A 24,139-nucleotide genomic window follows, 5' to 3' on the forward strand; every position below is an offset into this window, starting at 1 on the left:
AACGGTAAGCAACCAAAGGTCGCCATCGTCGCCGTGGCCCGAAAGATTATGACCATCCTCAGCGCCATGCTTCGACACAACCAACCCTGGTATCCAGACAAAGCCTGAAAACACAGTTGCTCATCCGACCTCGCTTCGCGAGGCCACCTTCTCCCACAAGGGGAGAAGGAAAAGACCGTCGCGCGGTTGTCACACACCGCTCCTACAGGAAATTGCGAGCGTCCCGTGACTGGCATTTCGGGATGCTCGCAGTCAGTTGGGGTGTCGTAAATGCAAGACAGCAACCTGTCGGGTTCGCTGCATCTGTTGCCGTTCGGAGTCCCGCTTTTCCCTTAGCCGTTGACAAACGGCCGCAGTCGGGGAGGAGCGCGGCCCAGAAGACAGATGCATGACCAGATTTCAGACTAAGACGACCGGCATCACGCAGGACGATTTCGCCGACATGGTCGCGGAAAAGGTCGAGCGTGCGCTTGCCCACTATGACGAGGCCATCAACGGGCCGACAATGGTCTCGGTCGGCAAGATCGCCGGCAGCATCGCCTCCGCGGTCACCTTGCTGTCGCCCAAGCACCAGCGCGCCATCGACACCATCCACGCCGACCTTCCGGGGCTGGCCTCGAAATTCGTGCGCGCGCTGGCGGCAGAAGCGGCGCGCCGCAGCGAAGCCGGCACCACCGGCACGACGACGCTGTCCCCAGAGGCCGAAACGCTGGCCGCGCTCCCCCAGTCCGACGACCTCGAATCGATGCTGATCGAGGACTGGGCCGGCCGCGTCGCCGGCTCGACCTATCTGGAAGAGAACCTGCGCATCGCCCGCTCCACCTTGCACCGTTGGCAACGGCGCGGCGACGTCATCGCGCTGCGCAAGGGCGGCCGCAAGCACGTCTTCCCGCTGGCGCAATTCGTCGACGGCAGGCCGGTGGCGGGCATAAGCGACGTGCTGGAGCTGATCGGCAATCCGAGGCTCGCATGGCTATGGTTGACCCGCCCGGCGGCACAGCTCGACGGCCGCATCCCGATCGACCTGCTACGGCAGGACCAGGCGGAAGAGGTGGTCGAGGCGGCGCGTGGGTACGCGCCGGGCTGAAGTCGGCGCGAGAAGGTGCCCGCGCCGCGCTTCGGGCTTTTCTGATGCAGAAGCTTTCGTCTGCCAGGCGGGACGCTCCTCAAGTCCCCGCCGTGTAGGCCGCGATCGCCGCCATGTTCACGATATCGCTGTCCTTGGCGTTCAGCGAGACGATCTGCACCGGCTTGTTCAGGCCGACCAGCAGCGGGCCGATGACGGTCGAGCCGCCGAGTTCCTGCAGCATCTTGGTCGAGATCGAGGCCGAGTGGAACGCCGGCATGATCAGCACATTGGCCGGGCCGGTCAGGCGGATGAACGGGTATTGCGCCATGGCGCGGGCGTTGAGCGCCACGTCGGCGGCCATCTCGCCGTCATATTCGAAATCGACGCGGCGCTTGTCGAGGATGCGCACGGCTTCCTGGATGCGCTCGGAACGCTCGCCCTGCGGATGGCCAAAGGTGGAATAAGCGAGCATGGCGAGCCTCGGCTCATAGCCCATGCGGCGGGCAAAGCCTGCCGCCTCCTCGGCGATGTCGGCGATCTGCTCGGCGTTGGGCATGTCGTGGACGGCGGTGTCGGCGACGATCACCGTGCGGCCGCGTGCCAGCACGATCGAGGCGCCGATGACGCGGTGGCCGGGCTTGGCGTCGATGACGCGCCTGATATCGTCGAGCGCGGTGGAATAGTTGCGGGTGACGCCGGTGACGATGCCGTCGGCGTCACCCAGCGCCACCATGCAGGCGGCGAAATGGTTGCGGTCGTTGTTGATCAGCCGCTGGCAGTCGCGGAACAGGAAGCCTTTGCGCTGCATGCGTTCGTAGAGATAGTCGGTGTAGATCGAATTGCGGCGCGACAGGCGCGCATTGATGATCTCGATGCCTTGCTTGTTCAAGTCGATGCCGGCGTGCCTGGCGTTCTCCTTGATGACATCGTCGCGGCCGAGCAGGATGGCCGTGCCGAGCCGCTGGTTCACATAGGAGACGGCGGCGCGCATCACCTGCTCCTCCTCGCCCTCGGCGAAGACGATGCGCTTGGGCTGGCGGCGCACGCGATCGTAGATGCGCTGAAGGGTCGAGGCGATCGGGTCGCGGCGGGCGGAAAGCTCCTGCGCGTAGCGGTCGAGATCGAGAATCGGCTTGCGGGCGACGCCCGAATCCATTGCCGCCTTGGCCACGGCAATCGGGATGGCCGAGATCAGGCGCGGGTCGAAAGGCACCGGGATGATGTAGTTGGGGCCGAATTTCGGCCGGTTGCCCTGATAGGCGGCGGCGACGTCGTCGGGCACGTCCTGGCGGGCCAGTTCGGCGAGAGCGCGGGCGGCGGCGATCTTCATGTCGTCGTTGATGGTGGTGGCCCTGACATCAAGCGCGCCGCGGAAGATGTAGGGGAAGCCGAGCACGTTGTTGACCTGATTGGCATAATCCGAACGCCCGGTGGCCATGATGGCGTCGGTGCGGATCTCGGCCACTTCCTCCGGGGTGATCTCCGGATCGGGATTGGCCATGGCGAAGATGATCGGGTTCTTGGCCATCGACTGCACCATGGCGGTGGTCAGCGCCCCCTTGGCGGAAAGGCCGAGGAAGACGTCGGCGCCGTCGAGCGCTTCGGCCAGAGAACGCGCATCGGTCTTGACCGCATGCGCCGATTTCCACTGGTTCATGCCCTCGGTGCGGCCCTGGAAGACCACGCCCTTGGTGTCGCACAAGGTGATGTTTTCGGGCGAAAAACCCATCGCCTTCATCAGCTCGATGCAGGCGATGCCGGCGGCACCCGCGCCATTGCAGACCAGCTTCGTGGTCTTCATGTCGCGGCCGGTTACCTCCAGCGCATTGATCAGGCCGGCGGCCGAGATGATGGCCGTGCCATGCTGGTCGTCATGGAAGACCGGGATGTCCATCAGTTCGCGCAGGCGCTGCTCGATGATGAAGCATTCCGGCGCCTTGATGTCTTCCAGGTTGATGCCGCCGAAGGAGGGACCGAGGAAGCGCACGCAGTTGATGAACTCGTCGGCATCCTCGGTGTCGACCTCGAGGTCGATGGAATCGACATCGGCGAAGCGCTTGAACAGCACCGCCTTGCCTTCCATGACCGGCTTCGAGGCCAGCGCGCCGAGATTGCCGAGGCCGAGGATGGCGGTGCCGTTGGAGATGACGGCGACCATGTTGCCGCGCGTCGTATAGTCGAAGGCTCTCGATGGGTCCTCGGCGATGGCGCGCACGGGCACGGCGACGCCCGGCGAATAAGCGAGGCTGAGATCGCGCTGCGTCGTCATCGGTTTGGTGGCGACGATCTCCAGCTTGCCGGGCCGGCCCATGGCGTGGAATTCGAGCGCTTCCTGTGCGCTGACGGACGGACCGTTGTTCTCGGTTTTCCTGGCCATGATACTTCTGATTTCCTCGCCGGTGCGGCACCTCCTTGAAGCGGGTGCCTATGTGCTTGCGAATTAAGACCACGGGCCGCCGCGTGTAAACCACGAAGCTCTGCAAAGCTGCTTCAAAGCGGACGCGCTCGGTCAGGGACTGCGCGGCGCTGGCTTGAATGCGGTGATTTCATGCGCATGCTGGCGGGCCGTTGCCCATCGCCGCAGCGTCCTGGTTCCGGGGAACGGCCATTGCGACAAGGGCGGCCGCCGGCTTCCCATCCGCTCGAACAGCTCCGACAGGAATTCCATGAGTTGCCGCCGTTGCGGCTCTACCCTGGCCATCGTGCGGTTACGGATCTCCTCGCGCGGTATGGCGCGGTCGCGCAGCGTCTCGACAGCCCGCCGGATCGCCGCCGGATCGGGCTCGGCGATGATGCAATAGTCCGGATCGAAGAAGACATCCCGGCCGCCAAGACTGGGCGTGCTGACCACCGGCAACCCGGCCATCAGATATTCCATGCTGGAACACATTGCCCCTTCCGCCGCCGACAGACAGAGCCCAACCGCGGCCTGGTTGTAGACGCGATTGACCTCCTGCGGCGCCAGCCAGCCGGCCAGGCCATCGATGATCGGGTTGGCGATACGATGCAGCGGCGATTGCGCCTGCAGGCGACGGATGAAGGCACGGTCGCCGGCCCGGGGCAGCTCGCCGATCGAAAAGGTGATGTGGGCGAGCCTTTCGACGTCGAAGGCGAGGTAATGACGCTTGGTGTACGAGATGCGGCCGTTATAGACGGCGTCGAATTCGACGGGGACATCCGGCAATGGCCGAAAGATGTCCTCTGAGACCATCAGATTGTGGTTGGAGACGATCGCGGTTCCTCCGACAGCGGTGACCAGACGACGCTCCTCCGGCGTGTTGCAAAGAAAAATCAGTTCGTGAAGCGGAAAGTTTTCACGGTACCAGGCGAGATCCCGGCCCAGCTTTGCGACGACGTGCGGCCGCTCGAGCGTCCAACTCGGCATCAGCAGGAACACGGCGCGCCGCGAGGCCAGGCGACGGCCGATTGCGACGATCGAGTTGAGGGGACGGGCGCCGCCGATCGGCGTGTAGATCAACAGCGGATCGTGGCTGAGAACGTAAACCGCGAGCCGAATGCCGCCGTCCAGATGGGACAACGGACCGCTGAGCGGCAGCGCGAAAGGGAGGCGCTTGGCCGCCGAAAACTTAAGCCAGCCCAACCTTTGACTGGCATGCCGAACCGTCATGAGCCAGAGCCGTTCGAGGGCCGAGTCGATCGGCCCTACCATCTCCTCGAACGTTTCGTGCCCATCCCTGTCCATGACCATTATACCCCCAAGACGACAGATATTCGCGATCACGGCATCGGGCAATGCCGCTGAATAGCCGGCCATGGACGATGGCTTGCGATCTTCCCCTGCTTTTCGATGGCCCGGCATTAAACCCCGCCACCACATCTGCTAGCGTGCCGCGCCATGAACATGCACAGCCCGAACGAGCCCGACGCCGCTCCCGAGTTGACGGCGGCGCCACAGCCAGGCGCCGCCGTCACGCCGATGATGGAGCAATTCATCGAGATCAAGGCGGCCAACCCGGATTCGCTGCTGTTCTACCGCATGGGCGATTTCTACGAGCTGTTCTTCGACGATGCCGAGAAGGCGAGCCGGGCGCTGGGCATCGTGCTCACCAAACGCGGCAAGCACCAAGGCCACGACATTCCGATGTGCGGCGTGCCGGTGCATGCGGCCGACGACTATCTGCAGAAGCTGATTGGCCAGGGGTTCCGCGTCGCCGTCTGCGAGCAGATCGAGGATCCGGCCGAGGCCAAGAAACGCGGTTCCAAATCGGTGGTGCGCCGCGATGTGGTGCGGCTGGTGACCCCAGGCACCATCACCGAGGACAAATTGCTGGCGCCGTCGGAATCGAGTTTCCTGATGGCGCTGGGCAGGGTGAAGGGCGGAGCGGACCACAGCTTTGCAATTGCCTGGATCGACATCTCGACCGGGGCCTTCCGCGTCGCCGAGACCTCCGCCGACCGGCTGATGGCCGACATCTTCCGTGTCGACCCGCGCGAGCTTATCATGGCCGAGCCGGTCTTCCATGATCCCGAGCTGAAGCCGGTGTTCGACGTGCTCGGCCGCATTGCCAGCCCGCAGCCGCCTTCGCTGTTCGATTCGGCCTCGGCCACGGGGCGGATCGCGCGGTTCTTCGAGGTGGCCACACCAGACAGTTTCGGCACGTTTTCGCGCGCCGAACTGTCGGCGATCTCGGGCGCCATCGCCTATGTCGAGAAGACGCAGAAGGCCGAGCGGCCACCGCTGTCGCGCCCCGAGCGCGAGGAGCAGGGCTCGACCCTGTTCATCGATCCGGCGACGCGCGGCAATCTCGAACTGTTGCGCACGCTGTCCGGCAGCCGCGAGGGCTCGCTGTTCAAGGCGATCGACCGCACGGTGACCGGCGGCGGCGCAAGGCTGCTCGCCGACCGGCTGATGGCGCCGCTGACCGACCCGGCGGCCATTGTCGCACGGCTGGATTCGGTGTCGTTCTTCCGTTCCGAAGTGCGGCTTTGCCAGGCAGTGCGGATGAGCCTGAAGAGCGTGGCCGACATGCCGCGTGCGCTGTCCAGACTGGCGCTCAATCGCGGCGGCCCGCGCGACCTCGGCGCACTGCGCGCCGGCTTCGAGGCGGCTGGCGCCATCGCCGAGACCTTTGCCGCGACCGCCCTGCCCCAGGAATTGGCCGGCGCGATGGCCGCGATTCAAGCGCTGCCCAAGGCACTCGCCCAGCATCTCACCCAGGCGCTCGGCGAGGAACTGCCGCTGCTCAAACGCGACGGCGGTTTCGTTCGCGGCGGCTATCATGCCGAACTCGACGAGATGCGGGCGCTGCGCGACGAGTCGCGCAAAGTGATCGCCGGGCTGGAGCGCTCGCTGATCGAGGAAACCGGCATCCGTTCGCTGAAGATCCGGCACAACAACGTGCTTGGCTACTACATCGAGGTGACGGCCAACCATCATGCAATCATGACCGGCAGCGATGGCGCCAAGGCGCGCTTCATCCACCGCCAGACCATGGCCAACGCCATGCGTTTCACCACGACCGAGCTCGCCGAACTCGAGACCAAGATCGCCAATGCCGCCGACCGGGCACTGAGCATCGAACTGGCAGCCTTCGATGCGCTGACGGCGGAGGCGGTCGGCGAGGCAGAGGCGATCCGCGCCGGCGCCGATGCGCTCGCCGTGCTCGATGTATCGGCGGCCCTCGCACTGTTGTCGGAAAGCGAGGCCTGGTGCCGGCCGGTGGTGGATTCCAGCCTCGCCTTCGAGATTTCAGGCGGCCGGCATCCGGTGGTCGAACAGGCGCTGCGCCGTTCGGGCGAAGGGCCGTTCGTCGCCAATGATTGCCACCTCTCGCCCGAGGGGACTGCCAGGAACGGCGCGATCTGGCTGCTGACCGGCCCGAACATGGGTGGTAAGTCGACATTCCTGCGGCAAAACGCGCTGATCGCGATCCTGGCCCAGACCGGCTCCTTCGTACCGGCGGCGTCTGCCCATATCGGTGTCGTCGACCGGCTGTTCTCGCGCGTCGGCGCTTCGGACGATCTGGCGCGCGGCCGCTCGACCTTCATGGTCGAAATGGTCGAGACGGCGGCGATCCTCAACCAGGCCGGCGAACGCGCGCTCGTGATCCTCGACGAGATCGGCCGTGGCACCGCGACGTTCGACGGCCTGTCGATCGCCTGGGCGGCGGTCGAATATCTGCACGAGAAGAACCGCTGTCGGGCGATTTTCGCCACCCATTTCCACGAAATGACGTCGCTCGCCGGCAAGCTGGCGCGGCTTTCCAACGTCACCATGCGCGTCAAGGAATGGGAAGGCGACGTCGTTTTCCTGCACGAGGTCGGCAAGGGTGCAGCCGACCGGTCCTACGGCGTGCAGGTGGCGCGGCTCGCCGGCCTGCCGGAGGCGGTGGTCGAGCGGGCCAAGGCGGTGCTGCACCAGTTGGAGGAAGGCGAGGTCTCCGGCAAGGCCAACCGGCTGGTCGACGACCTGCCGCTGTTTTCGGTGGCGGTGAAACGGGAAGCGCCAAAGCCGGTGAAGAGCGACGCGCTGGGCACAGCGCTCGGCGAGATCAACCCCGACGAGATGACGCCGAAGGAAGCACTGGAGGCGCTCTACCGGCTGAAAGGGCTGGCGGGGAAGTAATTTTGCAATCTGGGCGGCGGAGGGGGAAATTGGCAGCACCGCCGCCTCAGATCATCTCCAGCCCGCGCTTGCGCGTCGGTGGCGGGAATGCACGGTCGAGATCGGCGATGTCCTGCGGCGTAAGCTTTATGTCCAACGCAGCGACATTCTGGCGGACGTGCTCCTGGCTGCCGGCCTTGGGAATGGCGATGACGCCGTCCTGCCGCATCACCCAGGCCAAGGCGATTTGCGCCGGTGTCGCGCCGTGGCGGGCGGCGACGGCGTCAAGCCTGGCATTGCGCGCCAGTGCGCCTTGCTCGACCGGCGAATAGGCCATCAGCGGGATGCCGCGTGTTCGGCTCCAGGGCGCCAGATCGAATTCCGGGCCGCGGCGAACCAGATTGTAGAGCACCTGGTTGGTCTGGACATTGCCGCCGTCGCGCAGGCCAGCCAGTTCCTCCATCTCCTCGGTGTCGAAATTGCTGACGCCCCAATGCCGTATCTTGCCGGCTTTTTTCAGCGCCTCGAAGGCTTCCACCGTTTCCGATAGGGGCACGCTGCCCGGCCAATGCAGCAGATAGAGATCGATGCGGTCGGTGGCGAGGCGCTTCAGGCTGTTCTCGCAGGCGCGCTGCACGCCGGCCCTTGAAGCGTTGGAAGGCAAGACCTTCGAGACCAGGAAGACCTCGGCGCGGCGCCCGGCGATGGCTTTGGCCACCACTTCTTCCGCACCGCCGCCGGCATACATTTCGGCGGTGTCGATCAGCGTGACGCCGAGGTCGAGGCCGAGCTTGAGGGCATTTACCTCGTCGGAGCGGCGCCGCGAATCCTCGCCCATTTTCCACGTGCCCTGGCCGAGAACGGGTATGGCCTCGCCGCAGGGTAGCGTGGTGGTTCTGACGCTCGATTCCATGGCATGGCTCCGTCGGTACTCGATCGCATCGAGGTCTCGACGAGACTCCGCAAGGAGTTCTCGCCGGACCCTGCTTAGCGATGCCGGGAAGCTTACTTCACCGGATGGGCGGCGAGCCAGTCCTGCATCTGCTTGATTTCGGCTTCCTGCGCGGCGATGACGCCTTCGGCGAGTTTGCGGATTTCCGGATCCTTGCCGTTGGCCAGTTCGACCTTGGCCATGTCGATCGCGCCCTGATGATGCGGAATCATGCCGCGGACAAAATCGACGTCGGCGTTGCCGGTATATTGCGAGGCCATCATGTCGGTATGCATCTTGTCCATCGCCGCCTTGTAGCCCGCCGTCGAAGGACTTTCCGCCCCCATGGCCATGGCGCCCATGTCGTGCTTCATCTCCTCGCTCTGCGCCGGCACGCTTTCGAGGAAGACGGCAAGCAGCATTCCGGCCGCCATCAGCAGCAGCACGAGTTTTTTAGCCAAGGTCATTCATGGTCTCCTGTTGGTTGGATTTCGTATCTGGGGGTTAATCTCAGAGTTTCAACGTTCTGAGCCGCAATGCGTTCGCGATCACCGAGACGGAGGACAGGCTCATCGCCGCCGCCGCCAGCATCGGCGACAGAAGCGTGCCGGTAAGCGGATAGAGCACGCCGGCCGCGACCGGCACGCCAAGCACATTGTAGAGGAAGGCGAAGAACAGGTTCTGCCGGATGTTGCCGATGGTCGCCTGGGCCAGGGTGCGGGCGCGGACGATGCCGTTAAGGTCGCCCTTGACCAAGGTGATGCCGGCGCTTTCGACGGCGACATCGGCGCCGGTTCCCATGGCGATGCCGACATCGGCGGCGGCAAGCGCCGGCGCATCGTTGACGCCGTCGCCGGCCATGGCGACGCCGGCACCCCTGCCGCGCAGTTCGTCGACGAGCGCTGCCTTCTGTTCCGGCAATAGACCTGCCCGAACCTCGTCGATGCCGAGACGTCCGGCGATCGCCTTGGCCGTGCGCTCATTGTCGCCGGTCGCCATGATGATCCTCAGCCCACTGTCATGCAGCGCCCTGATCGCCTCCGCCGTGGTCGCCTTGACCGGATCGGCGACGGCGACGATGCCGGCCAGCTTGCCGTCGACAGCGACGAACATCGCCGTCTTGCCATCGCCCTGCAATGCTTCCACGCGAGCCAGGATTGCGGAAACGTCGATGGCGAGATCGGCCATCATCGCGGCATTGCCGAGAGCGACCTTCTTGCCCGACACCGTGCCGGAAACGCCCTTGCCGGTAACCGCCTCGAAGCTGCTGGCCTCGGCGATCTTCACGCCGCGCTGGCCCGCCCCATCGACGATGGCCTCGGCCAGCGGATGCTCCGACCCCTTTTCCAGGGTCGCGGCGTACACCAGCAATTCGTCCTCGGAAAAGCCCGCGGCCGCGACGACGTCGGTCAGTTTCGGCCGGCCCTCGGTCAGCGTGCCGGTCTTGTCGACGATCAACGTGTCGACGGCGGCGAAGCGTTCGAGCGCGGCGGCTTCCTTTATCAGCACACCGGCATGCGCGCCGCGCCCGGTGGCGGTCATGATCGACATCGGCGTGGCGAGGCCCAGCGCACAGGGACAAGCGATGATCAGCACCGAAACCGCCGAGACGATGGCAAAGATCAGACTGGGCTCGGGGCCGAAGATCGCCCAGGCGATGAACGCGGCGACGGCGACCAGGACGACGGCCGGGACAAAGTAGAAGGAAACGCGGTCGGCCAGGCCCTGGATCGGGGCGCGCGAGCGCTGTGCCTTGGCGACGAGTTCGACGATGCGCGACAGCGTCGTCTCGGCGCCGATCCGCTCGGCGCGCATGATCAGCGAGCCGTTCTTGTTGAGCGTGCCGCCGGTCAAGGCGTCGCCTTCGGCCTTCTCGACCGGCAAGGGTTCGCCCGTGATCATCGATTCATCGATGGAGGAGCGGCCTTCCAGCACCGTGCCGTCGACCGGGACAGCATCGCCGGGACGGATGCGCAGGCGATCGCCGGCCTTGACCTCGTCCAGCGCTACATCGGTCTCGCCGCCGTCGTCTGCGATCCGCCGCGCGGTCTTCGGCGCGAGATCAAGAAGGGCGCGGATCGCCGATCCGGTCTTTTCGCGAGCGCGCAGTTCCAGTACCTGGCCGAGGAAGACCAGCGCGACGATGACGGCGGCTGCCTCGAAATAGACCGGCACCGTACCGCCATGGCCGCGGAACTGGTGCGGAAAGATGTCCGGGAAGAGCGTGGCGACGACGCTGTAGAGATAGGCGGCACCGACACCGAGCGAGATAAGCGTCCACATGTTGGGGCTGCGGTTGAGGATCGAGTCCCAGCCGCGATGGAAAAACGGGAAGGCAGCCCAGAGCACCACCGGGCTCGCCAGGACCAGTTCGATCCAGACCTTTGCGCGATCCTCGACCAAGCCCTCCAGCGACAGGCCGACCATCGGCGCCATGGCGACGACCAGCAGCGGGACCGACAGCACCGCGCTCACCCAGAGCCGCCTCGTGAAATCGACCAGTTCGGGATTTGGCCCTTCATCGCCTGTCGGCACGCCCATGGGCTCGAGGGCCATGCCGCAGATCGGGCAGGAGCCGGGCTTGTCGCGGATGATCTCGGGATGCATGGGGCAGGTGTATTGCGTGCCCTTGGGCATCGGCGCCGGTGCCGGCCTGTCGCCGAGATAGGTTTGTGGCGCCGCCTCGAACTTCGCCTTGCAGCCGGCGGAACAGAAGTAGAAACCTTGGCCTTCATGGCGGACGAAATGTTTTGCCGTCGAGCGGTCGACGCTCATGCCGCAGACAGGGTCGGTGGCCGTCAGGTAGCTTTCCGGCTCGGACTGGAACTTCGAACGGCAGCGCTCGCTGCAGAAATGATAGAGGCGGCCGCCATGCTCTGATGTCGGCTTGCCGGCGGCCGGATCCACGATCATGCCGCAGACCGGGTCGCGCGGAACCGCATTCGCGGCGCCTTTGGGCGCGCAACAGCCGCCGTGCGAGCCATGCGTGTGATGATGGTGATCTGAATGCTTCATTTCGAAAATGCCTTGATGTCACTGCTTCGAGGTCGAGGTAGTGCTTCCAGTAACTGGAAGGTCAAGGGCTGTTTTGATTTTCCGATTCGGGCGCCGTGAAATCGATCGAACACCCCCTGCACAAAGGTACATCTCGTGCTAAAACTTTGCTTGCTAATATTACTCGCCGCATCACGTTCATCTCGCTAGATTTCGGTCGACAATGAAGTGCCTGGTCATAAACCTCGATCGGTCCTCGGACCGACTTGCCCATATGAGAGCAGAATTCGGCCGTATCGGCGTCGCGTTCGAGCGCGTCGTGGCGGTCGACGGACACAGCCATCCCGAACTCGAACAGCAACCTCAGCATCCAATGTATGGACCCCGGCAACTATCGAGCAGCGAAATCGCCTGCCTGCACAGCCATCGTGCCTGCTGGTCGATCCTGGCGCGGGGCGAGGCGCGCTACGGCGCCATCTTCGAGGACGACGTGGTCTTTTCCGCGAATGCCAGCTGCCTGCTTGCCGACTGCGGCTGGATCCCGGCCGACGCCGACATCGTCAAGCTGGAGACGTACTTCAGCAAGACCATAATCCAGCGGATGAGGATTTCCGCCGGTCATGGTTTTTCCGTGTCAAGGCTCTGCAAGTTCCATCCGGGAACCGGGGGCTACATCATCTCCAGGCAGGCCGCGCGCGATCTTCTCGAAGCGACCGAAAGGATCAACCTGACCGCCGATGACCTGATCTTCAACCCGGCGTTCGCGACATGGTCGAGCAACGCGATCTACCAACTTGTCCCGGCACTGTGCGCACAGGATCAAGTCCTCGGCGATAGGGCGCTGGGGATGCCAAGCCTGCTCGACCACGGACGCGAATGCAAATGGCTCGCCAGCGGCTTGATGACAAAACGCCGGCGGCCGATGACCGAGAAGATCAGGATCGAGATCGGGCGGGTCGTGGAATGGATCGTCGATTTCTGCAAGTTGCGGCGACGGACCGTCATCCCTCTCGCTTCGCCGGGGCCAAGGGATTAACCAGGCTTCTCCGGGACCCACTCACAGCGCCGCCGAAACCGGGCGTAAATGCCGCCACAGGGCAGCTCCACCCAGCTCGCCAAGATGCTGTCGAGCAACCGAATCGAATTCCGTTTCGCGTCCGATGTCGCGGAATAGAAACCCTGTCCTGTGTCCAGAAACGGGTCATCGATCTAGTAACCGGAAGCTCAAGAGCCGCTTCGTCGCTGCTCGTTGCATTGCACCTTCGGGATTCCTGACGAAATAATCATGCGACCGGGCACCATCTGTGCTAGAGGGCGGCGACAGTCTCCTGGAAGTATAGATTTTATCCGAAAATGAAGTACCTGGTCATCAATCTTGATCGATCCCCGGATCGACTTGCCCATATCACCGCCGAGTTTGCCCGCATCGGCATCGCGTTCGAGCGCGTCGCGGCGGTCGATGCAAGACAACATCCCGACCTGGTGCTGCAACCCCAGCATGCCCGGTACGCCGAGCGACGCCTATTCGGCAGCGAGATCGCTTGCCTGCACAGTCACCGCGCCTGCTGGACCATCATTGCGCGGGACGACGCGCCCTACGGCGCCGTGTTCGAGGACGACATTGTGTTTTCCGCGAAAGCCGGTGTGCTGCTTGCCGATACGGGCTGGGTTCCGGCCGACGCCGACATCGTCAAGCTGGAGACATTCTTCCACAGAACGGTCATCCATCGGGCCGGCATCTCCGTCGGCCCGGGATTTTCCGTGTCCAGGCTGCGCAAGAACCACATAGGATCCGGAGGCTACCTGCTTTCCAGGCAAGCGGCCCGCGCCCTTCTGCGGGCAAGCGCGGAGGTCAACGTGGCGGTGGACAGCCTTATCTTCGACCCCGCATTCGCAACGGCAGCAGGCAAGACGATCTACCAGCTTGTTCCCGCGCTCTGCGCGCAGGACCAGTTCCTGCGCAACAGATTGCCAAGCCTGCTCCATCAGGAACGGCAAGCCGAGTGGACCGCGAGCGGGCAGGCCGAAAAACGCCGAAGGCCATTGTCGAAAAAGGTAGCGGTGGAGACCAGGCGGGTCGCCGAGTGGATCCTCGACTACTGCCAGTTGCGGCGACACGCGGTTATCCCGCTCGATCCGCCCGAAGCCGGACGTTAGATCTCTTGCCGCTACCGCCGGCGTGCCCGTGCCCACGCCGCGAAAGCAGGCTTGAGGCAGGCCTTTCGGTGCCCGTGTCGAAATTCCTGCTGAAGCTCGCCAGGATTGATCTCTGACGCTGCTTCGAATGAAGGCTCACGCCCTGTTTTAGCCGCGCTCATTTCGTCGCACCGCAAATTAGCCCCAGAAATGATCAGCAATCCCTAGACCTTCACGTGCTAGACGGCTCTGGCGATCCGCTGAAGGTAAAGCCTGCGTCCGATATGAAGTGCCTTGTCATCAATCTCGATCGTTCTCCCGAGCGGCTTGCCCATATGACCGCCGAATTTGCCCGCATCGGCATCGGGTTTGAGCGAGTCGCCGGGATCGATGCCAGGCAACATCCCGACCTGGTGCTGCAGCCGCAGCACGCGATACACGCCATCCGGCCTCTTTCCGGCAGCGAGATCGCCTGCCTGCACAGCCATCGCGCCTGCTGGACGATCATTGCCAAGGGCGACGCCCCGTACGGTGTTGTGTTCGAGGACGACATGGTCTTCTCCGGCAAAGCCGGTGCATTGCTTGGCGATACGAGTTGGGTGCCAGCAGACGCGGACGTGGTGAAGCTCGAGACGTTCTTTTCCAGAACCGTCATTCAAAGGAGAAGGACTTCCGCCAGGAACGGTTTTTCCGTGGTCCGGCTCCGCAAGGGCCATCCCGGGGCCGGGGGTTATCTCCTCTCGCGGCAAACCGCATGCGACTTCCTGGAAGCAACGGCGCAGGTCAACATAGCTGTCGATGATCTCATCTTCGACCCCACCATTTCAGCCGGCAAAACCGTCTACCAACTCGTTCCAGCGCTCTGCGCGCAGGACCAGTTCATTGGCGACGGGCTGCCAAGCCTGCTTGCCCCGGAACGGGATGCCGCGCGGACCGCGAGTGGACTTATGACAAAGCACAGGAAGCCGACAACCGCGAGAATCAGCAGGGAAGCCGGGCGGGCAGCGCGGCGGATCACCGATTTCTTTAAGCTGCGGCGGCGGATTGTCGTCCCGCTCGCTCCAGTCGAGGCAAACGACTAGAGCGTTTGCCGGATTGACAGCAGGCCATACCCAGCGCCGAGAAAACACGCTATAGACGCCGCCCAAAAGGCAAGGCCGACCGGTATCCATGGCGAAAATCTCCCTGAAGCTCGATGAACTGATCGACGGCGACGCTTTGCGCCGCGAGATGACGGCGCTGACCGCGGCCAGCGCTGGCGACGGTTCCAGCCAGGCCATCCGTGCCGCCGTTCTTCAGCTTCTCAAGGGGCGCCTCGCCGAGGGCCGCAAGACAGCCGAGGCCATGCTGATGCAAGATGGCGGCGGCAACGCCTGCGCCGAACGGCTGTCGCACCTGATGGACGAGCTGATCCGGGCGCTCTACGATTTTGCCGCGACGCATGTCTACCGGGTGAAGAACCGGTCCTCGGCCGAACGCATGGCGGTCGTTGCCGTCGGCGGCTATGGCCGCGGCACGCTGGCGCCGGGATCCGACATCGACCTGTTGTTCCTGCTGCCCTACAAGCAGACGCCGTGGGGCGAACAAACGGTCGAGTACATGCTCTACATGCTGTGGGACATGGGGCTGAAGGTCGGCCATGCCACCCGCAACATCGATGAGTGCCTCAGGCTGTCGCGCACCGACATCACCATCCGCACCTCGATCCTGGAGGCGCGATTCCTGTGGGGCGAACGCAAGCTCTATGATGAGCTGATGCTGCGCTTCGACCACGAGGTGGTGCGCACGACCGGCCCGGAATATGTGCAGGCCAAGCTCGCCGAACGCGACGAGCGCCATGCCAAGGCCGGCGAAAGCCGCTATCTGGTCGAGCCCAACGTCAAGGACGGCAAGGGTGGGTTGCGCGATCTGCAGACGCTGTTCTGGATCGGCAAGTATTTTTACCGCGTGCGCACCGGCGAGGAACTGGTCGAGAAAGGCGTCTTCACCGAGGCCGAGTATCGCGAGTTCCAGAAGGCCGAGGATTTCCTGTGGGCGGTGCGCTGCCACATGCATTTCCTCACCGGGAAGGCCGAGGAGCGGCTGCATTTCGACATCCAGCGCGAGATCGCCGAACGGCTCGGCTATACGACCCATCCCGGCCTGTCGGCGGTCGAACGCTTCATGAAGCACTATTTCCTCGTTGCCAAGGATGTCGGCGACCTGACCCGCATCTTCTGCGCCGCGCTGGAAGAGGAGCAGGCCAAGCACGTTCCCGGCTTCAACCGCATCTTCCTGACCTTCCAGCGCCGCAAGCGCAAGCTGGCCGGGACGTCAGACTTCATCGTCGACAACCATCGCATCAACATCGCCGACGACCAGGTGTTCGAGCGCGATCCGGTCAATCTTCTCAGGCTGTTCTGGTTCGCCGACAAGCACGGGCTGGAATTCCATCCCGATGCGCTGAAACTGCTCACCCGTTCGCTCGGCCTGGTCAACAAGTCGCTCAGGCGCGACGAGGAAGCCAACCGGCTGTTTCTCGACATATTGACCTCGGACCGCAACGCCGAACTCAACCTGCGGCGCATGAACGAGGCGGGGCTGCTGGGCCGGCTGATCCCGGATTTCGGCAAGATCGTCGCCATGATGCAGTTCTCGATGTACCACCACTACACGGTCGACGAGCACCTGATCCGCTGCATCGGCGTGCTGGCCGAGATCGAGCGCGGCGATGGCGAGAAGGTGCATCCGCTGTCGCATTCGCTGATGCCGGGCCTGAAGAAGAGCCGCGAGGCGCTTTATGTCGCCGTGCTGCTGCACGACATCGCCAAGGGCAGGCCTGAAGACCATTCCGAGGCCGGCGCCAGGATCGCAAGGCGGATCTGCCCGCATATGGGGCTTTCGCCGGCCGATACGGAAACCGTCGCCTGGCTGGTCGAGAACCACCTCGTCATGTCGATGACGGCGCAGACCCGCGACCTCAACGATCGCAAGACGATCGAGGACTTCGCCTCGATCGTGCAGTCGGTCGAGCGGCTGAAGATGCTGTTGATCCTAACCGTCTGCGACATCCGGGGCGTCGGACCGGGCGTGTGGAACGGCTGGAAGGGCCAGTTGCTGCGTACGCTCTACTACGAGACCGAACTGCTGCTGACCGGCGGCTTTTCGGAAGTCTCGCGCGCCCAGCGCACGGCGGCGGCACGCGAACGCCTGGCGGAGGCGCTCGCCGACTGGCCCGACAAGGCGCGCAAGCGCTATGTCGGACTGCATTATGAAAACTACCTGCTGACCGTGGACCTGCCGGACCAGCTTCGCCACGCCGAATTCATCCGCGAGGCGGACGCGGCGGGCAACAAGCTCGCCACCATGGTCAAGACCCACCAGTTCGAGGCGGTGACCGAAATCACCGTGCTGGCGCAGGACCATCCCCGTCTTCTCTCGGTCATTGCCGGGGCATGCGCCGGCGCCGGCGGCAACATCGTCGACGCGCAGATCTTCACCACGTCGGACGGCCGCGCGCTGGACACGATCCTGATATCGAGGGAGTTCGACCGCGACGAGGACGAGCGCCGGCGCGCCGAGCGCGTCGGCAAGCTGATCGAGGACGTGCTGTCGGGCAAGAGCTGGCTGCCGGAAATGATCGAGAAACGGACCAAGCCAAGGCGCGGATCCAAGGTGTTCAAGATCCCGCCGCGCGCCGAAATCCGCAACGCGTTGTCGAACCGGTTTTCGGTCATCGAGGTCGAGGGGCTCGACCGGCCCGGCCTGCTGTCGGAAATCACCGGGACGCTGTCCGACCTGTCGCTCGACATCGCCTCGGCGCACATCACCACTTTCGGCGAGAAGGTCATCGACACCTTCTATGTCACCGACCTCACCGGCCAGAAGATCGACAGCCCGGCCCGCATCGCCACCATTCGCAACAGATTGATAGCGACGCTCGAAGGCGCGGCACTCGAACGCGGCGGCAAGGCCAGGGCAGCCGCCGAGTGACGGCCATCATCTCCTTCTTCCATTCCCACAGGCAGTCTGCGAACGCATGAGTCTCGTCAAGAAATTCGCTACCGTCGCTTCCGGCACGTTGATGAGCCGTGCGCTCGGTTTCGGCCGCGAGATGCTGATGGCAGCCGCTCTGGGCACCGGACCGGTCGCGGACGCCTTCAACGCCGCCTTCCAGTTCCCCAACACGTTTCGCCGGCTGTTCGCCGAGGGCGCCTTCAACGCCGCCTTCGTGCCGCTGTTCGCCAAGGAAATCGAGACGCACGGCACCGACGGCGCCAAGCGTTTCTCGGAAGAAGTGTTCGGGGTCCTGTTCTCGGCGCTCTTGGTGCTGACCATCGCCATGGAACTGGCGATGCCGCTGATCGTGCGCTACCTGGTGGCGCCGGGCTTCGCCGACACGCCGGGCAAGTTCGAGACGACCGTCACGCTTGCGACGATCATGTTCCCCTATCTCATCTGCATGTCGCTCGCCGCCATGATGGCGGGCATGCTGAACTCGCTGCGCCGCTATTTCGCGGCGGCGATCGCGCCGGCTTTCCTCAACATCATCCTGATCAGCGTGCTTGGCTACGCGTGGTACCATGGGCTTGATGCACATGCTGTCGGCTTCGCCCTGTCCTGGGGCGTACTGGCGGCGGGCATGGTGCAACTCGCCATCGTCTGGGTGGCGGTGCGCAATGCCGGCATCTCGATCGGCTTCCGCCGGCCGAAGATGACGCCGAACGTGAAACGGCTCCTGATCCTGGCGCTGCCGGCGGCGATCACCGGCGGCATCACCCAGATCAACCAGCTGATCGGCACGGCCATCGCCTCGGCGCAGGACAGTGCCGTCTCCTCGCTGGCCTATGCCGACCGCGTCTACCAGCTGCCGCTCGGTGTCGTCGGCGTCGCGGTGGCGATCGTGCTGCTGCCCGAGCTGTCGCGGGCGCTGAAGTCGGGCAACCTGATCGAGGCTGCCAATCTGCAGAACCGCTCCGTCGAATTCACCCTTTTCATGACCCTGCCTGCGGCGGCGGCGCTGTTGGTGATGTCGGAGCCGATCGTGCGGCTGGTCTACGAGCGCGGCGCCTTCGCCGCCAACCATTCGACCCCTGTCGTGGCGGCGATCCTTGCGATCTTCGGTCTCGGCCTGCCGGCCTTCGTCCTGATCAAGGCCTTCACCCCAGGCTATTTCGCCCGCGAGGACACGCGCACGCCGATGATCTTCGCCGCAATCTCCGTGGCGGTGAACGTCGCCACCGCGCTGACGCTGTTCCCGAGGATGGGCGCGCCCGGCATCGCCGTGGCGTCGGCCGTCGCCGGCTGGGTCAACGCGCTGATGCTGCTTGCCGTGCTGATCCGGCGCGGCCATTGGGGTCGCGACGTTCCGCTCTTGAAACGCATTCCGCGCCTCGTGCTGTCAGCGGTGGTAATGGGGGTCGCCCTCTATTTCGCCGAGCATTATTTCGCCGTCAGGCTCGGACCGGGCTCGCCGCTTGTGATCAAGGCAACGACCGTGCTGGCCCTGGTGGCCGGCGGGGCGACGCTCTATTTCGTCACGGCGTTCGCCACGGGCGGCGCCGATTTCGGCATGATCCGCAGGAATGTGAAACGTGGCTCAGGCAAGGCGGCGGTCAAGGACCCGTCCCAGGATTTATAGTGTCTGCGCCGCCCATCATTGCCCTGCCGGGCATTTCTCCCCGTAGAACGGGGAGAAAGAGGCTGAGCGGGCTACGGCGCTTTTTCTCCCCGTCACTATACGGGGAGAAATGTCCGGCAGGACAATGAGGGGCGGCGCGAACCTGTCAGGACGAAGTCATCCGCCCAGCGGCCCAACTTCCGCCTCTTGATCCCGTCCGCCCCTTCGTTCATAAGCGCGCCGTCGAAAGACTTTCGCCGCGTGCGAAACGGCCCTCCACAAGCCACGAGGAAATCCATGTCCGCCTTCAAGCCACTCGTCTTCTCCGGCGTCCAGCCGACCGGCAATCTGCATCTCGGCAACTATCTCGGCGCCATCAAGAAATTCGTCGCCCTGCAGGATACGTCGGACTGCATCTACTGCGTCGTCGACCTGCATTCGCTGACCGCGCAACTCGTCCATGACGACCTTGCCGACCAGACGCGGTCAATCACCGCGGCGTTCCTCGCCTCCGGCATCGACCCGAAGAAGCACATCGTCTTCAACCAGTCGCGGGTGATGCAGCATGCAGAGCTCGCCTGGATCTTCAATTGCGTCGCGCGCATCGGCTGGATGAACAAGATGACGCAGTTCAAGGACAAGGCCGGCAAGGACCGCGAGAACGCCTCGCTGGGCCTGCTCGCCTATCCCTCGCTGATGGCGGCCGACATCCTGCTTTATCGCGCCACCCATGTGCCGGTGGGCGAGGACCAGAAGCAGCACCTGGAATTGACCCGCGACATCGCCCAGAAATTCAACAACGATTTCTCCAACCGCATCGCCGGTCTTGGTGTCGGCGTCGAGATGCAGGTTGGCGAGGAGACGGTGAACGGCTTCTTCCCGATCACCGAACCGGTCATCGGCGGCCCGGCGGCGCGCATCATGAGCCTGCGCGACGGGTCGAAGAAAATGTCGAAGTCGGACCCGTCGGATCTGTCGCGCATCAACCTGACCGACGATGCCGACACCATCTCGAAGAAGATCCGCAAGGCAAAGACCGACCCGGAGGCCTTGCCGAGCGAGGTCGACGGACTGGAAAGCCGGCCCGAGGCGGAGAACCTGGTCGGCATCTATGCGGGCCTCGCCGAGATGTCGAAGGCCGATGTGCTGAAGCAATTCGGCGGCCAGCAATTCTCCGTGTTCAAGCCGGCGCTGGCCGATCTCGCGGTGGAGAAACTGGCGCCGATCGCCAGCGAGATGCGCCGCATCCAGGGCGACCGCGCCTATGTCGACGCGGTGCTCCGGGATGGCGGCGAACGCGCCGGCGTGCTCGCCGAGACGACTATGAAGACGGTGCGCGACATTATCGGGCTGCTGCAGGGCTGAGCCCGATCGTCAATGCGCCGCCTCGTACCGGCCCAAGACATACTGGCCTATGGCCGGCGGCTTGCCGCCGGCCTGCCGCGGTGGCAGATTGCGGCCGAAAAGATACCGAGTAGTAGACATGGTCTCCAAACGCCTCAGCCGCGAAGCCGGTCATCGCAGGAAATTCCTGACGATCATCGATGACACGCCGGAATGCGAACGCGCCGTCGCCTACGCTTCGAAGCGGGCGCAGAGCACCAGCGGCACGCTGGTGCTGCTCTATGTCATCGTGCCGGACGACTTCCAGCACTGGCTGGGCGTCGAGAAGATCATGCGCGAGGAGGCGAACGCCACGGCGCGCGCGGCGCTGGACGGCTACGCCAACAAGGTGCGCCAGAAGCTGGGCATCGAACCGGAGATGGTCGTGCGCGAAGGCAAGCCGACCGAAGAGATCCACAAGCTGATCGAGGAAGACCAGGACATAGCCATTCTCGTGCTGGCGGCCGGCGCCGGCAAGGAAGGGCCGGGCCCGCTGGTCGGCGCCGTGGCCGGCAAGGGTGCGGCCTTTCCGATCCCGGTGACCGTGGTGCCGCAGAATCTGTCGGATGAGGAAATCGACAGCCTCGCCTGAGCCCGCCCGGGATTCAGCCCCCCAGCCAGCAAAAACATTCCGCCGGCCGGCCGTTCCGGCGATGCGTTTCGCTTGAATGTCCCGCCGATAGAGCCTATTTAGAACTATTCCAAACTAGTTGCCCAAAACGGGCATGGAGACGGCCATGTTCATCCAGACCGAGTCGACGCCCAATCCGGCGACGTTGAAGTTCCTGCCTGGCAAGGAAGTGCTGCTCGAAGGCACCGCCGATTTCCGCGATGCTGACAGTGCGGCGACGGCCTCGCCGCTGGCTGGGCGGCTGTTCGAAATCCCTGGCGTCACTGGCGTGTTCTTCGGCTATGATTTCATCACCGTGTCGAAGGACGGTCCGGACTGGCAGCACCTGAAGCCGGCGATCCTCGGCGCCATCATGGAGCATTTCATGTCCGGCGCGCCTGTCATGGCCAAGGCCGGCCCCGCCGCCGAGACCAGCCAGACGGGCGAATTCTACGACAAGGCCGACGAGGAGCTCGTCATCACCATCAAGGAGTTGCTCGACACGCGCGTGCGCCCGGCGGTCGCCCAGGACGGCGGCGACATCACCTTCCGTGGCTTCGAGAACGGCACCGTGTTCCTGCACATGAAAGGTGCCTGTGCCGGTTGCCCGTCCTCGACGGCGACGTTGAAGCACGGCATCCAGAACCTGCTTCGCCATTTCGTGCCGGAAGTACAGCAGGTCGAACAGGTTTCCTGATTCTTCTTCCGCGCCGCCAGTCGATCTGCGAGCGCGGCCTGAAACATCCTATCCGCGAACAACAAAAAACCGGGCCGAATTGCCCGGTTTTCTGTTTGGGACGTCCGTTGTTGCCTAGACGGTCCGCGTATGAAAGGTGACTTCCAATTTAACCACGATATGCCGAAAAAGCGGACAGGCTTTCCGGCACCATGGCCTAAAGAACGATGACCTTGGCGCCGACCTCGGCGCGATCATAGAGGTCGATGACATCCTGGTTCATCAGGCGGATGCAGCCCGACGACATGGCCTTGCCGATCGAGTTCCATTCCGGGCTGCCGTGCAGGCGGTAGCCCATGTCGCCGCCCTTGTTGAACAGGTACATGGCGCGCGCGCCGAGCGGGTTCTTCAGGCCTGGATCCATGCCGCCGGCGAACTTGGCGAGTTCGGGCTGGCGCTTGATCATCTGCGAGGGCGGCGTCCAGGTCGGCCATTCGCGCTTGATGGCGATATGGGCGGTGCCGTGCCATTCGAAGCCCTCGCGGCCGACGCCGATGCCGTAGCGGATGGCCCGGCCGTCACCCTCGACGAAGTACAGAAACTTGTTCTGCGTATCGACGATGATGGTGCCCGGCTTTTCCTTGGTGTCGTAGCTGACTTCCTGGCGATGGTACTTCGAGGGAACCTTCTCGATCGGGATGCGCGGCAGCTGGTAACCGGCATCGGTCACCGCGCCATAGTCGTTGGAAAAGATCTGCCCGCCGATGGTGCTGCAACCGGCAATAGCGGTGGACAGCGCCAATGCGGCAAGTATTGCAAGCGACTTCATGCGCATGTGGTGATCCGGTGCCCTGCCCAAACTGGAGCGGCACGAGTCGGCCGCTTTCTCGCCATCATTCATGCTGGCATTTGCTTTGCTTGCCAAGCACACGATGCCTATATGCGGGGACTTACGTGCTGGTATGCGTATCACTATGGTATTTCGGCAACATACTTCACCGGATTGTGAAGGAAATTCAATGGGGCCTGAATCACGGGCCCCGCAAAATCGAGGACCCGCCATGAATGTCGGCGACGCCGCCCACCGCTCAGGCCTGCCTGCCAAGACCATCCGCTACTACGAGGAGATCGGCCTGATCGCGCCCGCGCGCGCCGCCAATGGCTACCGCGATTATTCGGGCGACGACATCCACCGGCTGGCCTTCCTGCGCCGCGCGCGCAATCTCGGCTTTTCCATAGACGATTGCCGTCAGCTGATGGCGCTCTACAGGGATCGCGGCCGCGCCAGCCACGATGTGCGCGCGATCGCCGCCGCCCATGTCACGGCCATCGAGGAGAAAGTGCGCGAATTGCAATCGATGCGCTCGACGCTGCAGAAGCTCGTCCACGCCTGCCATGGCGACGAGCGGCCGGATTGTCCGATCCTGGATGATATGGCGGGGGCGGCGTTAGTCGGCGACAAACCCCAGCGCAGGATCGATGGACAACGTGTTGAAGACGGTGATCAACGCCAGGGTGCCGAAGGGCGACAAGCCGGATAGGTGTTGGCGGTGCGAGCGGCCTTGCTACTTCTCCGTGAAGGCCGCCAGCATTGGTTCGTGTGGTATATTGCATGCTCTAATATGAGCGTAGGATATAGGCACTGCCGCTGTCCCACTGACCGGTGACCCCGGTGATCGGAGAGACCGCATGACCCGCGACCAGATGCTCGCCCACCTTCGCGCCGCCGATGCGGTCGCTCGCGAGGCTGCCGCGCACGGCCACCATCCGTTCGGTGCGGTGCTGGTTGGCCCCGATGGCGCGATCCTCATGCGCCAAGGCAACATCGACACCGTGCATCACGCCGAAACCGAACTTGCGCGGCGCGCGGCGGCAGCCTATTCGCCGGAGTTTCTCTGGACATGCACGCTGGTCTCGACCGGCGAGCCCTGTGCGATGTGCACCGGAACGCTCTACTGGGCAAATATCGGCCGGCTGGTCTACGGCTTCGAGGAAACCGAACTCCTCGCGCTGACTGGCGACCATCCCGAAAACCCGACGATGAGCCTGTCCTCGCGCATTGTGCTCGGCTCTGGACAGAAGAAGATCGAGGTTCACGGCCCCTTCCCCGAAATTGCGGACGAACTGGTCTCGGTGCACCGTGGCTTCTGGCAGCGGTAGTGGTTCTTCGCGCCCA

General features: G+C 64.1%; 18 protein-coding genes and 1 pseudogene. 13 read left to right on the plus strand and 6 right to left on the minus strand.

Annotated features, from left to right (window positions below):
• Both EN824_RS36230 and EN824_RS29735 read left to right on the plus strand, forming a co-directional pair.
• Positions 1–108 (plus strand): annotated as a pseudogene (locus EN824_RS36230) (IS110 family transposase); the annotation flags it as partial.
• Positions 109–388: 280 nt separating this feature from the next.
• On the plus strand, positions 389–1,087 hold the full coding sequence (locus EN824_RS29735) for an antitoxin Xre/MbcA/ParS toxin-binding domain-containing protein (protein WP_135933012.1): 699 nt from the start codon (positions 389–391) through the stop codon (positions 1,085–1,087).
• 79 nt (positions 1,088–1,166) lie between these two features.
• Here the strand turns inward: EN824_RS29735 and EN824_RS29740 are convergent, their stop codons facing one another.
• Together EN824_RS29740 and EN824_RS29745 are read right to left on the minus strand one after the other, a co-directional pair.
• A complete protein-coding gene (locus EN824_RS29740; protein ID WP_135933013.1) occupies positions 1,167–3,446 on the minus strand; it encodes an NADP-dependent malic enzyme in 2,280 nt (759 codons plus the stop codon).
• A gap of 132 nt (positions 3,447–3,578) precedes the next feature.
• Positions 3,579–4,697 (minus strand): glycosyltransferase, encoded by a 1,119-nt coding sequence (locus tag EN824_RS29745; protein ID WP_245521042.1) that lies wholly within the window; start codon positions 4,695–4,697, stop codon positions 3,579–3,581.
• A gap of 228 nt (positions 4,698–4,925) precedes the next feature.
• Here EN824_RS29745 and mutS point away from each other — a divergent pair, with 228 nt between their 5' ends.
• Positions 4,926–7,655, plus strand: coding sequence for a DNA mismatch repair protein MutS (gene mutS / locus EN824_RS29750; RefSeq protein WP_135883668.1), 2,730 nt, complete (start codon positions 4,926–4,928; stop codon positions 7,653–7,655).
• A 46-nt stretch (positions 7,656–7,701) separates the two neighbouring features.
• Here the strand turns inward: mutS and EN824_RS29755 are convergent, their stop codons facing one another.
• From EN824_RS29755 to EN824_RS29765, 3 genes are all read right to left on the minus strand, one after another.
• Positions 7,702–8,547: an aldo/keto reductase gene (locus tag EN824_RS29755; protein ID WP_135933014.1), complete on the minus strand. Its 846-nt coding sequence runs from the start codon at positions 8,545–8,547 to the stop codon at positions 7,702–7,704.
• Between the two features lie 92 nt (positions 8,548–8,639).
• Positions 8,640–9,032, minus strand: coding sequence for a DUF305 domain-containing protein (locus EN824_RS29760; protein WP_127277847.1), 393 nt, complete (start codon positions 9,030–9,032; stop codon positions 8,640–8,642).
• Between the two features lie 43 nt (positions 9,033–9,075).
• Positions 9,076–11,580 (minus strand): heavy metal translocating P-type ATPase, encoded by a 2,505-nt coding sequence (locus EN824_RS29765; RefSeq protein ID WP_135933015.1) that lies wholly within the window; start codon positions 11,578–11,580, stop codon positions 9,076–9,078.
• A 202-nt stretch (positions 11,581–11,782) separates the two neighbouring features.
• Here EN824_RS29765 and EN824_RS29770 point away from each other — a divergent pair, with 202 nt between their 5' ends.
• The 8 genes from EN824_RS29770 to EN824_RS29810 all read left to right on the plus strand — a co-directional run bounded on the left by EN824_RS29770 (position 11,783) and on the right by EN824_RS29810 (position 21,984).
• A complete protein-coding gene (locus tag EN824_RS29770; protein WP_135933016.1) occupies positions 11,783–12,595 on the plus strand; it encodes a glycosyltransferase family 25 protein in 813 nt (270 codons plus the stop codon).
• 317 nt (positions 12,596–12,912) lie between these two features.
• Positions 12,913–13,716 carry a glycosyltransferase family 25 protein gene (locus EN824_RS29775; RefSeq protein WP_127277845.1) on the plus strand — a complete coding sequence of 268 codons (804 nt, stop codon included), beginning with the start codon at positions 12,913–12,915 and terminating at the stop codon, positions 13,714–13,716.
• Positions 13,717–13,979: 263 nt separating this feature from the next.
• A complete protein-coding gene (locus tag EN824_RS29780; RefSeq protein WP_127873019.1) occupies positions 13,980–14,777 on the plus strand; it encodes a glycosyltransferase family 25 protein in 798 nt (265 codons plus the stop codon).
• 88 nt (positions 14,778–14,865) lie between these two features.
• Positions 14,866–17,667: a [protein-PII] uridylyltransferase gene (locus EN824_RS29785; RefSeq protein ID WP_127277843.1), complete on the plus strand. Its 2,802-nt coding sequence runs from the start codon at positions 14,866–14,868 to the stop codon at positions 17,665–17,667.
• A gap of 46 nt (positions 17,668–17,713) precedes the next feature.
• Positions 17,714–19,315, plus strand: a complete 1,602-nt coding sequence (gene murJ, locus EN824_RS29790) for a murein biosynthesis integral membrane protein MurJ (RefSeq protein WP_127277842.1) — start codon at positions 17,714–17,716, stop codon at positions 19,313–19,315.
• Between the two features lie 276 nt (positions 19,316–19,591).
• Positions 19,592–20,659 carry a tryptophan--tRNA ligase gene (trpS, locus tag EN824_RS29800; protein WP_127277841.1) on the plus strand — a complete coding sequence of 356 codons (1,068 nt, stop codon included), beginning with the start codon at positions 19,592–19,594 and terminating at the stop codon, positions 20,657–20,659.
• A 118-nt stretch (positions 20,660–20,777) separates the two neighbouring features.
• Positions 20,778–21,269, plus strand: coding sequence for a universal stress protein (locus tag EN824_RS29805; protein ID WP_010913128.1), 492 nt, complete (start codon positions 20,778–20,780; stop codon positions 21,267–21,269).
• Between the two features lie 145 nt (positions 21,270–21,414).
• The gene (locus EN824_RS29810) at positions 21,415–21,984 is read left to right on the plus strand and encodes a NifU family protein (RefSeq protein ID WP_027142904.1); all 570 of its coding nucleotides are present in this window, start codon (positions 21,415–21,417) and stop codon (positions 21,982–21,984) included.
• Positions 21,985–22,180: 196 nt separating this feature from the next.
• Here the strand turns inward: EN824_RS29810 and EN824_RS29815 are convergent, their stop codons facing one another.
• A complete protein-coding gene (locus EN824_RS29815; RefSeq protein ID WP_127279442.1) occupies positions 22,181–22,798 on the minus strand; it encodes a L,D-transpeptidase in 618 nt (205 codons plus the stop codon).
• 226 nt (positions 22,799–23,024) lie between these two features.
• Here EN824_RS29815 and cueR point away from each other — a divergent pair, with 226 nt between their 5' ends.
• Together cueR and EN824_RS29825 are read left to right on the plus strand one after the other, a co-directional pair.
• Positions 23,025–23,504, plus strand: a complete 480-nt coding sequence (gene cueR, locus EN824_RS29820) for a Cu(I)-responsive transcriptional regulator (protein ID WP_245464435.1) — start codon at positions 23,025–23,027, stop codon at positions 23,502–23,504.
• A gap of 148 nt (positions 23,505–23,652) precedes the next feature.
• On the plus strand, positions 23,653–24,123 hold the full coding sequence (locus tag EN824_RS29825) for a nucleoside deaminase (protein WP_127279441.1): 471 nt from the start codon (positions 23,653–23,655) through the stop codon (positions 24,121–24,123).
• Positions 24,124–24,139: the final 16 nt, after the last annotated feature.

Source organism: Mesorhizobium sp. M8A.F.Ca.ET.181.01.1.1, assembly GCF_004792025.1.
GTDB lineage: Bacteria > Pseudomonadota > Alphaproteobacteria > Rhizobiales > Rhizobiaceae > Mesorhizobium.

What these genes read in the sequence shown, in the direction of transcription:
- EN824_RS29735 (WP_135933012.1), top strand. Translation starts at nt 389, where the DNA reads ATGACCAGATTTCAGACTAAGACGACCGGCATCACGCAGGACGATTTC.
- EN824_RS29740 (WP_135933013.1), bottom strand. Translation starts at nt 3,446, where the DNA reads ATGGCCAGGAAAACCGAGAACAACGGTCCGTCCGTCAGCGCACAGGAA.
- EN824_RS29745 (WP_245521042.1), bottom strand. Translation starts at nt 4,697, where the DNA reads ATGACGGTTCGGCATGCCAGTCAAAGGTTGGGCTGGCTTAAGTTTTCG.
- mutS (WP_135883668.1), top strand. Translation starts at nt 4,926, where the DNA reads ATGAACATGCACAGCCCGAACGAGCCCGACGCCGCTCCCGAGTTGACG.
- EN824_RS29755 (WP_135933014.1), bottom strand. Translation starts at nt 8,547, where the DNA reads ATGGAATCGAGCGTCAGAACCACCACGCTACCCTGCGGCGAGGCCATA.
- EN824_RS29760 (WP_127277847.1), bottom strand. Translation starts at nt 9,032, where the DNA reads ATGACCTTGGCTAAAAAACTCGTGCTGCTGCTGATGGCGGCCGGAATG.
- EN824_RS29765 (WP_135933015.1), bottom strand. Translation starts at nt 11,580, where the DNA reads ATGAAGCATTCAGATCACCATCATCACACGCATGGCTCGCACGGCGGC.
- EN824_RS29770 (WP_135933016.1), top strand. Translation starts at nt 11,783, where the DNA reads ATGAAGTGCCTGGTCATAAACCTCGATCGGTCCTCGGACCGACTTGCC.
- EN824_RS29775 (WP_127277845.1), top strand. Translation starts at nt 12,913, where the DNA reads ATGAAGTACCTGGTCATCAATCTTGATCGATCCCCGGATCGACTTGCC.
- EN824_RS29780 (WP_127873019.1), top strand. Translation starts at nt 13,980, where the DNA reads ATGAAGTGCCTTGTCATCAATCTCGATCGTTCTCCCGAGCGGCTTGCC.
- EN824_RS29785 (WP_127277843.1), top strand. Translation starts at nt 14,866, where the DNA reads ATGGCGAAAATCTCCCTGAAGCTCGATGAACTGATCGACGGCGACGCT.
- murJ (WP_127277842.1), top strand. Translation starts at nt 17,714, where the DNA reads ATGAGTCTCGTCAAGAAATTCGCTACCGTCGCTTCCGGCACGTTGATG.
- trpS (WP_127277841.1), top strand. Translation starts at nt 19,592, where the DNA reads ATGTCCGCCTTCAAGCCACTCGTCTTCTCCGGCGTCCAGCCGACCGGC.
- EN824_RS29805 (WP_010913128.1), top strand. Translation starts at nt 20,778, where the DNA reads ATGGTCTCCAAACGCCTCAGCCGCGAAGCCGGTCATCGCAGGAAATTC.
- EN824_RS29810 (WP_027142904.1), top strand. Translation starts at nt 21,415, where the DNA reads ATGTTCATCCAGACCGAGTCGACGCCCAATCCGGCGACGTTGAAGTTC.
- EN824_RS29815 (WP_127279442.1), bottom strand. Translation starts at nt 22,798, where the DNA reads ATGCGCATGAAGTCGCTTGCAATACTTGCCGCATTGGCGCTGTCCACC.
- cueR (WP_245464435.1), top strand. Translation starts at nt 23,025, where the DNA reads ATGAATGTCGGCGACGCCGCCCACCGCTCAGGCCTGCCTGCCAAGACC.
- EN824_RS29825 (WP_127279441.1), top strand. Translation starts at nt 23,653, where the DNA reads ATGACCCGCGACCAGATGCTCGCCCACCTTCGCGCCGCCGATGCGGTC.